Annotated in this window: 13 protein-coding genes and 1 pseudogene; 8 read left to right on the forward strand and 6 right to left on the reverse strand. The window is 62.9% G+C overall.

The genetic code is table 11. The features are described from left to right. Nucleotides 1–249 precede the first annotated feature (249 nt). The 3 genes from P3T25_RS32675 to P3T25_RS32685 form a co-directional block, all read right to left on the reverse strand. Entirely contained in the window at nt 250–579 is a 330-nt protein-coding gene (locus P3T25_RS32675) for a DUF4148 domain-containing protein (protein ID WP_429361059.1), read from the reverse strand. A 94-nt stretch (nt 580–673) separates the two neighbouring features. Continuing rightward, on the reverse strand, nt 674–946 hold the full coding sequence (locus P3T25_RS32680; protein WP_429361061.1) for a hypothetical protein: 273 nt from the start codon (nt 944–946) through the stop codon (nt 674–676). 72 nt (nt 947–1,018) lie between these two features. Next, entirely contained in the window at nt 1,019–1,438 is a 420-nt protein-coding gene (locus P3T25_RS32685; protein ID WP_429361063.1) for an organic hydroperoxide resistance protein, read from the reverse strand. A 171-nt stretch (nt 1,439–1,609) separates the two neighbouring features. Between P3T25_RS32685 and P3T25_RS32690 the strand changes: the two genes are divergently transcribed. Continuing rightward, on the forward strand, nt 1,610–2,089 hold the full coding sequence (locus P3T25_RS32690) for a MarR family winged helix-turn-helix transcriptional regulator (protein WP_429361065.1): 480 nt from the start codon (nt 1,610–1,612) through the stop codon (nt 2,087–2,089). 43 nt (nt 2,090–2,132) lie between these two features. Here P3T25_RS32690 and P3T25_RS32695 read toward each other — a convergent pair whose 3' ends face one another. Continuing rightward, nucleotides 2,133–2,342 (reverse strand): hypothetical protein, encoded by a 210-nt coding sequence (locus tag P3T25_RS32695; RefSeq protein WP_429361067.1) that lies wholly within the window; start codon nt 2,340–2,342, stop codon nt 2,133–2,135. Nucleotides 2,343–2,555: 213 nt separating this feature from the next. Further along, a pseudogene (locus P3T25_RS32700) lies at nt 2,556–2,657 on the reverse strand (tautomerase family protein); the annotation flags it as partial. Nucleotides 2,658–2,764: 107 nt separating this feature from the next. Here P3T25_RS32700 and P3T25_RS32705 point away from each other — a divergent pair. The 6 genes from P3T25_RS32705 (at nt 2,765) to P3T25_RS32730 (ending at nt 9,190) form a co-directional block, all read left to right on the forward strand. After that, nucleotides 2,765–2,998, forward strand: a complete 234-nt coding sequence (locus P3T25_RS32705; RefSeq protein WP_429361069.1) for a hypothetical protein — start codon at nt 2,765–2,767, stop codon at nt 2,996–2,998. Nucleotides 2,999–3,425: 427 nt separating this feature from the next. Continuing rightward, complete coding sequence (locus tag P3T25_RS32710) at nt 3,426–3,749, forward strand: hypothetical protein (protein ID WP_429361071.1); 324 nt, start codon at nt 3,426–3,428, stop codon at nt 3,747–3,749. A gap of 5 nt (nt 3,750–3,754) precedes the next feature. After that, nucleotides 3,755–3,967 (forward strand): hypothetical protein, encoded by a 213-nt coding sequence (locus P3T25_RS32715; RefSeq protein WP_429361072.1) that lies wholly within the window; start codon nt 3,755–3,757, stop codon nt 3,965–3,967. An 11-nt stretch (nt 3,968–3,978) separates the two neighbouring features. After that, nucleotides 3,979–4,875: a hypothetical protein gene (locus P3T25_RS32720; protein WP_429361074.1), complete on the forward strand. Its 897-nt coding sequence runs from the start codon at nt 3,979–3,981 to the stop codon at nt 4,873–4,875. 602 nt (nt 4,876–5,477) lie between these two features. Continuing rightward, the gene (locus P3T25_RS32725; protein WP_429361076.1) at nt 5,478–6,770 is read left to right on the forward strand and encodes a cytosine permease; all 1,293 of its coding nucleotides are present in this window, start codon (nt 5,478–5,480) and stop codon (nt 6,768–6,770) included. Continuing rightward, nucleotides 6,770–9,190, forward strand: coding sequence for an ATP-binding protein (locus P3T25_RS32730; RefSeq protein WP_429361078.1), 2,421 nt, complete (start codon nt 6,770–6,772; stop codon nt 9,188–9,190). The genes P3T25_RS32725 and P3T25_RS32730 overlap by 1 nt, the downstream gene beginning before the upstream one ends. Here P3T25_RS32730 and P3T25_RS32735 read toward each other — a convergent pair. Beyond that, complete coding sequence (locus tag P3T25_RS32735; RefSeq protein WP_429361080.1) at nt 9,127–9,864, reverse strand: response regulator; 738 nt, start codon at nt 9,862–9,864, stop codon at nt 9,127–9,129. The two genes, P3T25_RS32730 and P3T25_RS32735, sit on opposite strands and share 64 nt — an antisense overlap. A gap of 223 nt (nt 9,865–10,087) precedes the next feature. On the opposite strand from P3T25_RS32735, the gene P3T25_RS32740 reads away from it, so the two are divergent. After that, a complete protein-coding gene (locus tag P3T25_RS32740) occupies nt 10,088–11,548 on the forward strand; it encodes an amidase (protein WP_429361082.1) in 1,461 nt (486 codons plus the stop codon). Nucleotides 11,549–11,569: the final 21 nt, after the last annotated feature.

The raw sequence follows: 11,569 nt of genomic DNA on the forward strand, positions 1-11,569 counted from the left end.
ACCTGCGTCCTGGTTGTCATCGATCGTGTTGGACGAACGAAACTCGTATCAAATAAAATCGCATTCTGGCGGTACTCCGGTCTCTTGCTCGTGGTCATCGTGGATGGGTTCGTGGACAAGAGACCCAGGTGTAAATATCGCATGAGATAACATCGCATACGATAAAAAATAATGGGGATACCGGACGGAGTCAAGCGCAAGCGAATAACACCCATGCGATCAAAGGGAATTAATGAAGGAATATCGGGCTCAATGGCCGAAATAGATTGAACGCTCCACCGTGCCGATCCTGTCACTGTGGCCCGACTGCGAGGATCCCTCCACGGCGCCACCGTAACCCGAAGTTGCGGCCTGTTGACTCGCGCGGTCGGCCGCCTGTAGCCTGGCGGTAGCTGCCTGGGTGCCGTCCGGGTAATGCGGACCGTTGGCGCGCGCCGGATCGTAGCCAGCCTTTTCAAGCTGAACCAGATCCGCACGCACCTGCGCGCGCGTGACACCGGCGTTCGATTGCTGGGCGGATGCGACCACGGGAATGCTCAGAACGGCCGCAACGACTGCTGCAAAGAGTTTCTTGTTCATGATATGTAATCCGAAACAAATTGAGGATAATTTGATTCAACGGGTTAGTTTTAAAACGGGTGATGCGGTGCTGCGCAATGAACTCTTGACGCGCTTAGTGGTGCGCGAACAAATCACCTCGCAGAGTCGTGACCGCAGGGCCACCCGATTGCGAGGACTGGACGGTCACACCGCCATAGTTTTGTTGCGTGGCGGCCGAATCCTGGCGCTCGGCGGCGATCGTTTCTGCGCTTTGACCGCGCTGCAACGCCGGTGCGCCGACCGAGGGCCGGTAGGAAGGCGCCGGGCCGTAACCGCTGGCAAACGCCGGCGCAGTCAGTGATGCGCAGAGCGCCGTGAGGAGAGCGGTGACAAGTTTGGTCTTCATGGTAGAGCTCCAAAAAAAAGTTGAAACTTGAAAAGAGGTGTATGCGTTGATCTGATCGGTGAAAGATGGGGGTTAGACCAGATTGATCGCGATGTCGATGTTGCCCCGCGTGGCTTTGGAATAAGGGCAAATCTGATGCGCGGCGTCCACGAGGGCCTGGGCGACATCGCGGTCCAGACCCGGCACGCTGACATTCAGGCGCGCCTGGAGGAAATAGGCGCCGTCCGTCGTGCCGAGATCCACTTCGGCGTCGACCGCCAGGTTCGCTGGGAGCTCGACTTTCATCGCGCTGGCCGCAAGCCCGATTGCGCCGATAAAGCACGCGGACCAACCGGCGGCGAATAATTGCTCCGGATTGGTGCCGTTGCCCGCGCTGCCGGGCGACGAGAGCTTGATGTCAAGACGGCCGTCGGAACTCCGTGCCGTGCCGTTCCGGCCGCCGGACGAGACGTGGGTTTTGCCTGTGTAGAGGACTTTTTCGATCTGGCTCATTTTGCGCTCCTTGGTGGGTGGCGAGAGTATTTAAAATCGTATGCGAGTAAATCGTGTGAGATGCATTGTGTGGCAAGCTCCGGGCGATGTCAAGCGCTTTCGATTAAATCGTATGCGATGTATAATGTTTCGACACGAGACTTCGTGTCATAGCCCTGGAAGGATATGCAGATGAAAAAGACCTCCTCTACCGCTCGCATCGCAGCGGCAGACACGGCGAGCCCGAGACTCTCGGATTTCCTGTGCTTTGCGATCTATTCGGCCAATCTCGCTTTTGGCCGGGCCTACCGGCCGATTCTCGATGAACTTGGGCTCACGTACACACAATACATTGCCCTCATCGTGCTGTGGGAAGGTGGCAGTCAGACCGTCAGCGCGCTGGGCGAGAAAATGTTTCTCGAGTCCGACACGCTGACGCCCATCCTCAAGAAGCTCGAAGGGATGGGTTACCTTCAGCGACAGCGAGATCCGGCAGATGAACGGCAGGTGCTGGTCACCTTGACGGACGCCGGCCGGCAACTACGGGAGGGCGCGTTGAGCATAAGTCTCTTCGACGCCACCGGCCTGACTGCCGATGAGTTCTCCAGCATGCAAAATGGCGTCGTCAAGCTGCGCGACAATCTCATCAAGGCGGCGCAGCAGAAGGAATAAGCCGCGCTGTGCGGCGCATGCGGCGAGTTCGTGCTCATCGTGTTCAGCCCCACAGGCCTTCCGTGGAAAACGGACCGTGCGAGTCCATCCAGCCGTACGCCTCGCCGCGGCGCGCCCACGCCCAGTTGCTTGCTGGCGCTGGTGCGCTGCGGTCCGCTCGAGGAGTCTCGTTCAATAACGATTCCGCATCGCACCGATCGCTCACATCGTTCAGGATGTCGATGTCGCAGATATCCAGAGAGTCGTCATTCATTTTCGTTCCTTTCCCCGGGCTGCCGCGACGTCTGGCATGTTGTTTCGACGGTTCCCCACAGACTGGCCTGTGATGCCCATGATTCATGGCTGTGCTGCCTCGCAGGCTGCCTCCGCCGGTCCTGGGTAGGGACCGGCTTCGGGTCGCGCCTCGTCGCTGCTTCGGACGGCGCGTGCTCAATCCGGCGCGCCACCCGCATCTCGAAGGTCGAGGTTATTTCAGTGCTTGCTGCCTGGGATACTCGGGAACCGGCAGTCCGCCCCAGCCCCAGTTCTCCGTCTCCACCTCTTCGATGACGACAAACGTGGCTGAGAGCGTGCAAAAGTTGGGGAGGCTCCTAGGGAAGGCCGCTCGAGCAGCCGGGCGCGGCACCGGCATCGTGCGGGCTACGCTGATCGGTATCGCAACGGTGGGAGCAAACCATGCGATTGGTCATCGAAGCAAGGTTGGCCGATGGGGACAGCGACACGGTCAATGACGGTGACGGAGTTCTGGCCGTGGTTGAGCGCCCTGATTGCCGTCTTGCCCGACTGGGCCTGACCCTCGCGGAAGGGCGGTCGCTGCTGGCCAGGGCGCAGGCCGAGCTGGTTTCGAAACAGGTGGAGTGGTGTGGCTCTCGGGCCAGACCCATTGTCGGCGCTACGGCGCGGCCGTGAGCCACAAGGACAGTCGCTCGACGATGCTGCGCACCGTGTACGGCAAAGTGGCGGTGAAGAGTCCGCGGCTGTGGTCGTGTGCTTGCCAGCCCTTGTCCAAAACCCTAACCGGATTGCTGCGACGAAAGACGGATGGTTACAGCATGATCGAAATTCAATGTCTCGAAAGCATCGAGATGCCTGAAAAGAAATGTCACTCAAAGCCATAAATGGACGCCTAATACCCAACAGGCACGGCTGAAAAACGAGGCGGCGGTGCGCGATCGTGAACTGGCGCAGGTGCGCAAAGGGTTCTAGCGCGATCTGGAGAGGCAGCGGGAAGCGGCTGAACGCGCGGAGGATCGGCTGCGTGCGTCCGGGAAGCGCGCGCTGCTGGAGATCGACCGCGAGCGAAGTACCGCAACGAAGCTGCAGAAGGAGCTCGACGATGCCACGCGTCGCTCGGACCGGAAGGACGCCGACCATCGCCGCGCATCTGAAACCATGCAGGCGCAACTGGGCGACGCGCGTCATCTGGCGGTCGTCGGAGAATACGCGGTTGCAGACGGACGTGATGACGCTGCAACAACAGCTGGCGGTATTGCGTCAGGCCGAAGCCCGGCCGGCCCGCACGAAGGCCGCCGCCCCCGCACGCATAGCCGCAGCACGCCCGGCGGTGACGCGCCCCTCGCGTACGCCGGGCACGTCGCGCAAGGCATCCGCGGCACCGGCGACGGCCAGCAAGACCGCGGGGCGCCGCAAGCGCGGGTAGGCCCGATGGAACGGAAAAACCGCCCACGGAAAGGGCGCAAAGCCCCGGCCTGCCCGCCGATCGGCGCGCTGATGCGCTATGGCGAGCGGATCGTGCGGGTGGTCGCCGAAGCGGGCGGGCAGCGCGTGATCATCGAGTCGGTGGACGAGGACGGCCGCACCTTCCGCAGCACGGTGAAATGGGCTAGTCTGACCGCTCTTCACGATCAGCTCTTCTGAGTGCGATGACCATGCAGCAGCTTGATATCTTTGCCGACAGCCGTGACGTGATGTTGCGCAACGACGTGCTGGAGCCGCTGCAGCGGCGTGATGCGGCGGCCGCGCGAACGGCACTGGAACAGCTGGCCAGCGAATACCCGGACGACGGCGCGTTGCCCGCGATGACGGTGCTGGTTCTCGAACTCGGGCGCGGACCGACCGCACCCCTGGCTGACCATGCGGCGCTGGCCATCGCGCGCCGCTACCTCGAGGACGAGGTCATGTTCGCCGCTCGACGGGTGCTGCCCGTGCATGCGATCCAGCCATGGCTCGCACCGTGCTGGCGGTCGCTCGCCCGGCGGGCCGGAACCCTTGTCTTTCGCGGCGCCGGTACCGATACCGACAGCCACGCCGCGCCCCTGTGGCTGCTAGCCGGCGACTGGGCGGCCGCCCGCGAATCGGTCGAGGGCATTCAATCCTGGTGGCGCATCCCGGCACCGCTTGCGTGGATGGTCGAGGCATGCTACCGGGCGGTTGGGCTGGATGGCGCATGGCCACTGCTCGCTGAACTGGCGTGGCTGGCGCCCGCCCGGTTCGTGGCGTTGCTGCCCGGACTGGGCGACGCGTCGCTTGACGCGCTACGCCAGCGCTTCGATGCGCAGTTCCCCGGCTCGGGCGAGCTCGACGATTACGCCTGGTTCCCGGCCTGGCTGCTGGTGGTCAAGCCGGCGCTCGCGGGCCGGCTGGGCGAGGCGCGCGTGCAACGTGACCAGGCGGCCTCGCGGGCCATGGTCCTGCTGGGCGAGATCCTGCGCCGGGAGCACGAAGGCGACCAGCACGAACTCATCGGGCTGCGCCAGGAACTCAGGCGCCTGCATGCGGGCCTGTTCGACGCGTATATGGCGACACGGAAAGTGCAGCATCGGTGAGGGGCGCGACGTCGGGGTTTTATTGCACGTTGCTGTGCCACCGCGTGAGTGCCCCTGGCTGCACCGGATTGTCGGCCGGGAAGGGCCTGACAGGTTGCTCCCATAGTTCTTCGTTCAGGTGTGGCAATGCGCGCAGCCGGGTTCAGGAGCCCCGTCCCCGCGATAGCGTTGCGCACCGCGATTCACCATGGTAGAAGCTCCGCACGAACGCGCCCGTTGGCGGCACGAAGAACACGACAGGAGCATGCGGTGAAACGGACCGCCGAAAACAGGCTGAAGGTGGTCGCGGTACGCGTCGACCACAGATCGGGCAAAGGTTGCACCTACTGGCAGAATTGACGGGACGCAGGCAGTCGTTTTTCCTGCAGCAGATGATCGGGGGCGGCATCGGCGCGATGGAGGATACTTGGCTGCCGCCGGATGTGCTCTCGCAGGTCCGCGATGACACGATGCCGTCGCGGCAGCAGGCGGCCGACGCGATTCCAGACCTGTTTGGCAGCGCATTCTTAGTCGGCACTCGGTGTGACACATAGTCGTTTCACGTTTGCGCCAGACTATAGTGGTATAAATCAGCCCTCATTATCGAGGGGTCAGCAGCAATCATGGACCTTCTGCGCGAAGCAAACGACGGTACCAGCACCCAGCCGATCCCGCTACCGCGGCGGCGCGGGCTCATTTTCCCCGCTTTTGCGTGGTCCGGCTTCTCATCCGCGTTCGCCTCCATTGTCGTCGGCAGTCACCTGCAGGCGTCGCAAGGCACGCTCGACGCGTTGTTTGCCGCAATCCTCGGCAACTGGATCCTTTTCATCTATTCGGCGGCGATCGGTTTCGCAGCCGGCCGCTGGGGCTTGAGTTCTCAACTCGTGCTCGAAGCAGTCTTCGGCCGCTGGGGCGCCGTCATCCCCGGCGCGTTGCTCGGGTCGCTCGTAACGGGCTGGTTCGCTTTCCATGTCGCGCTTACCGCCTCGATCCTGGCCGGCATACTGCATCTGCCGGGCGATTCGACACTCGCGATTTGCGTGATTGGCGTTCTTTTCGCGATACCGGCCATTCTCCGCATCAGCCGCGGCTTCAACATGACAGCGATCGCGATCCCCGCGATGGTGCTATTCGCCGCTATCGTCATCGCGCATCACCTCGCACCCAGATGGGCTGTACTGCTGGACGGCCCGATCGGCGGAACGCTGCCGTTCGGCACGGGCGTGTGCATCGCATTCGGCACCTTCGTCGTGAGCGGCACGATGACCGGTGACATCGTGCGTTACTGCCGCACCGGAAACGAAGCGGTGCAGGCGACCGCATTCGGCTTCCTCCTGTCGAATCTCCCGTTCCTGATTCTGGGTGTGCTGGTCGCTGCAGCCGGTATCAGCGTGAACGACCTGTTCACCGCGGGCAACGCCCTCTCGTGGCTCCTGTTGGTGCTCGTCATCGTCTCCAACTGGACCACCTGCGATGCGTGCCTCACCAACGCCGGGGCGACGTTCAAAAGCGCCTTTCCGACACTGCCGTGGATGGCGATCACGGCTGCTGCCACATTGTTGGGCCTGCTAATGGCCATTACCAACACCGTCGGCGACGTGTCCGGCTGGACGTTGCTGCTCACGGCCATTGTGTCGCCGATCGGCGGTGTAATCGTGGCGGACTATTACGTCCTGCGTGTGCGCGTGGGGTTCTCGCGCACGAGGGCGGCGCCCATCAATCTTGCCGCGCTGTTTGCGATGGGGGCGGGCCTGACGGTGGCGCTTTTTTGCCACCGGATGTTCCCCGATGTGATCACCCCTTTGATTAGTGCTCCCGCGGCCGGCTGCCTGTATCTCGTTCTATCCGCCTTGGCGTCGCATCGTCTCGGCACGGATCTCGGCGCGTCTACCGCCGGGGCGGAAGCACTTGACTGATGTCCATGTTCGGCACCCGTACCCGAGCGCTCACCCCGCGTCCTCCAGCCGAGGCGAGAACCGCCATTGTGGTGATCGTTCTGATTTCGTCGCTCGCGTTTCTGCTTTTTCAGGCACGCAAAGATGCGCTCAACAATCTTCTCGTGCATCAGGCACGCCTCGCGATCCAGTTTGCTTCTGCGGAAGCCCATGCCGATACGTCAGACGCTGTAACGCTCATCGATGACGATGTACGCCATTCGAGCAACCTGCTCGCAGGCATCGCCGCATGGCCGGGACAGAAGACGATTTCGATTCCGCTCGCATCGGGTTGCGCAGATAGTCCTGTCTGCCGCGGTCTGTCAGACGCGCAGAACGAAGACACCCAAGGCAAGTTCATCATCCGCAACGGCGGGCTGTTTGCGGAGCTTCGTGGCAGCAAGGTCGCCGTTTTGTCGTCCGCGCCGCTTTCCGCGCTGGCGGCTGGACTGTTCGGCCGCATCACGATGGACATTGCCGGGGTGTTCTTCCTCGGATGCCTGTTGCTGCTCGTGCGCGAGAGCCGGTTGAGCGACTACTCGGTGCACCGCTTACTGGACGCGTCGCCGATTCCGCTTCTGCTGATTGATGCGCAAGGGCAGATTGAATTCGCCAATCGCCAGGCGCTCGATCTCTTTCCGGACAATCCGTTGCGCTCACTCGGCAAATTGCAGGAAGCGCTGCGGCGAGAGGCGCATCTATTCACGTGGCTGATCTCTCAACAGGACACGGGCGGCGCAATCGAGACGAGCGAGTTCGAAACCGATAGCGGCGGTGCCGTCCGCCACCTGCTGGTTTCGCGGCAGTCGTTGCCGGTGCGCTCGAAGCGGATGATCATTGCGAGTGCGGCGGACATTACGGTGAGGCACGACGCAGAGACCGCGCTCGTCAAAGCAAAGAACGCGGCCGAGGCGCTCGAGCGGATGAAGTCCGAATCGCTTGCGATGATAAGCCATGAGCTGAGAACGCCTGTCAACGGGGTGCTCGGACTCGCGCAACTGCTCGTCCAATATGAGCTTCCCGAAGGCGCTGCGCAGATTGTGCGCCGGATGATTCAGGCCGGTAAGACGCTGGCGGCGATCATCAACGACATCGTCGACCTCGCCTTGCTCGAAGTCCGGCACATCCGGCTGGACCGTCGTCGCTTCGATTTGCGCGAAGTGATCACGGGCGCCGCCACACTGGCGAGTGCCGCCGCCGTGGAGAAGGGCCTGATGGTCCGCGTGAGCGCGCTTACGCCGCTGCCGTCAGCCGTATTCGGTGACCCTGCGCGCTTGCAGCAGATCATCATCAACCTGGTCAGCAACGGAATCAAGTTCACCGAGTCAGGGCATATCGAGGTCAAGACGGATGTCGCCGCGCGCCGTGACGATTGGATCGAGATCGTCGTCGAAGTGACCGACACGGGGATCGGCATTGCCCCCGACGTCATCCCGCAGCTGTTCCGTCCGTTCTCGCAGGCGGAAACCGGACATGAAAAGCGCTTCGAAGGAACGGGTCTGGGTCTTGCGATCAGCAAAGGTCTCGCTGAAGCAATGGGCGGCTCGATTTCGGTACGCAGCGACATCGGGCACGGTTCGACCTTCGCGGTGCGCTTGCCGTTCGCACTGGCGGAGCGCGAGGAAAGCGTGCCGAAGGTCGCGCTGAGCTCGCGCGTGCTGGTCGTCGACGACGTGGCGCTCAATCGCGACGTCGTAAGCGAATTGCTGCGCGCCGAAGGGTGCGATGTGACGTCCGCCGGCTCAGGGCAGGAAGCGCTGGATATCCTCAAGACGCAGCATTTCGACCTGGTGTTGATGGATATCCGCATGCCCGTGATGGACGGGCTCGCCACCACTGCAGCGATCCGGTCGAGCCGCGAGCCGCACCGGCATACGGGCCCGATACTCGGGCTAACCGCGAATCCTCTGCCGATTGACAAACCACTTTATTTGCTGCGCGGCATCGACGGGATCATCGAAAAGCCGGTCGAGGTGGAAACGCTGCGCTCGGCGTTGAGGCAGGCGACGCTGCCGGCGCAAACCGTCGTGACCGAAGAACCGGAGCGCATCGAACGGCTACGCCAGAAGCTGGGGCACAATCGAACCCTGCGGATCGTCGCGGCGTTCGCGCAAACCGCCAGCGAGGCCCTTGAAGGAATCGTGAACGGTTGCGCCCGCGCGAGCCTCGAGAAGGTCGCGGAGAACGCACATCGTCTCGCGGGCGCGGCGTCGAACGTCGGGTTTCAGCAGTTGGCGGACGCCGCTGCGGATCTGGAGCAGATTGCCCGGACAGGAAGCGCGATACAGGTTTCGGACGCGGCGTTGACTGTGGTCATCATCTACCGGGATGTGGAGTCCTACGTGCGCACCCTGTTGTCGTCTGCGCCTGTCGGACCCGAGAACAGATACCCGGTGCCATGAACGGTTTTGATCAGGTGTGGATTGTCAGGATCCGCCTCGATCTTGCGACGCAAGCGGCGCACGAGCGTGTCAATCGTTCTGTCCATTGACTCGAAGTGCCGCCGCTTGATGGCCAGGATCAGCCGCTCCCGGGACATCACCTGGCCCGCGTTCCGGACGAATACCGAAAGGAGATCGAACTCCGCAGTCGTGAGGGGCACGCTTTGGCCCGCCGGGTCGGTCAGGCTGCGCCCGCGCGTGTCGAGCTGAAACCGGCCGAACGACAGCATGGAAGGCGCGGTGACGCTACGGCTGTGTTCCACGCGCCGCAGCAGATTGCGCACACGCGGCAGCAGTTCACGTTCATCGATCGGTTTCGCGATGTAGTCGTCCGCGCCGTATTCGAGGCCGAGAATGCGATCGACCTTGTCGTTTCGGCCCGTGATCAGAATGATGCCCATCTCGGACTTTTCGCGCAGATCGCGCGTCAACGACAGGCCGTCGCGCCCCGGCAGCCGGATATCGAGTAGCACGAGGTCCACCGGACGGACGCGCATGATCCGGTCGAGTTCGTCGGCATCGGCCGCGCAGCAGACCTCGTAGCCTTCCGCTTCCAGAAACCCTTCAAGTGTTTCGCGTATGGACGGGTCGTCATCGACCACGGCAATTCGCTGATCAGTCCGGTTCTGCTGCATAGGTTCCTCGTGAATGCTTATTGCCCCCACCCATCCGGGACGCGCGCGGCCAGTCCTTCGCGATTGGGCCGACCGCCGCCCAGCCCGGGCTGTAGCACTCCCGCGTCCTCCTGTTCACAAATTTTAACAAACCGACACAGCCTGTTCAACGGATGGTGGAGATTCGTTCACAACATCGATGGATAGTTAGCGCACCACCCAAAAACCGGATCAGGAGATGAGCATGGACGTCAAGCAACAGATCTGCGGCATGGACGCGGTCGCCCTCGCGAGGGCCATTCGCAGCAAGGAGCTTTCGCCCGTCGAAGTGGTCGAGGCACACCTGGCGCGAATGGAAGCACTCGAGCCGTCGATTCACGCGTTCTGCACCATTACATTGCAAGCGGCGCGCGAGCAGGCGCGCCAAGTGGAAGCACGCATTCTGCGCGGCGACGAGGTGGGTGCACTGGCCGGCGTGCCGGTGGGCATCAAGGACCTCGTCAGCACGGCGGGCATCAGGACCGCGTCCGGCTCGCCTGCGTACAGGGATTTTGTGCCCGACGAAGACGACGTGGTCGTCGAGCGCCTTAAAAAGGCCGACGCGATCATCGTCGGAAAGACCAACGTGCCGGAATTCGGCTACAGCGGTGTTGGCCACAACCCGGTATTCGAAACCACCCGGAACCCATGGAATCTGGACATGACGCCAGGTGGCTCCAGCGCGGGTTCCGGCGCGGCGGTGGCGAGCGGCGAGGTGCCGTTTGCCATCGGCAGCGACGGCGGCGGATCGATCCGTATTCCGGCGGCGCATTCGGGAATTTACGGCATCAAGCCGTCGATGGGGCGCGTGCCGCTCTATCCCGGCTGCCGTGATGAACGCTACCCAGGCGTATCGAGTTGGGAGAGCCTGGAGCATATTGGCCCGATGAGCCGGACCGTCGCGGATAGCGCACTGATGCTGTCAGTGATTGCAGGGCCTGATTCGCGCGACCGCCATTCGCTGCCGTCCGCCGGTTTCGACTGGCTGAAAGCGCTCGACGGCAACCTGAAAGGGCTGCGTGTTGCCTACAGCCCGGACTGGGGCTACGCGGCTGTCGACCCGCAGGTGCGCCGCGTAGTCGATGACGCAGTGCGTGTCTTCGAGCGCGATCTGGGCTGTAGCGTCGAGATCGCGCATCCCGGGTGGAGCGACCCCTTCGACGCGTTCTGGGCGATCGTCGCGATGGATACCGACCTCAAAGGCATGCGTGAAATGGTGGCTCGGTGGGGCAAAGAGATGTCGCCGCACCTGGTCGCGTTTCTGAATCATCCGTGGACCGCAGAGGACTTCACCAACGCAATGGTGACCCGCAAGAGCGTGGTCAACAAGATGTGGCGCTTCATGACGAACTACGACCTGTTGCTGACGCCGACGCTGACGGTCCCGCCTTTCCCCGTTCATTGCCAGGGACCGGAGAAAACCGACGGCCGCATGGTCGCGCCAACGCAGTGGCTCTCGTTCACCTATCCGATCAACCTGACCGGCCAGCCGGCGGCCTCCGTGCCGGCGGGCTTCACAAGCGACGGCCTGCCGATCGGCCTGCAGATCGTTGGGCGCCATCTCGACGATCCGCTGGTGCTGCGCGCGTCGGCGGCGTTCGAGCGGGCGCGTCCGTGGCGCAATACGGTGCCGCCGCTGCTCAAGGACCTCGGCCTCGTCCAGTGAACAGCCTATCCAGCCAGGAAA

Source organism: Paraburkholderia sp. GAS32 (assembly GCF_050434225.1).
Lineage (GTDB): Bacteria > Pseudomonadota > Gammaproteobacteria > Burkholderiales > Burkholderiaceae > Paraburkholderia > Paraburkholderia madseniana.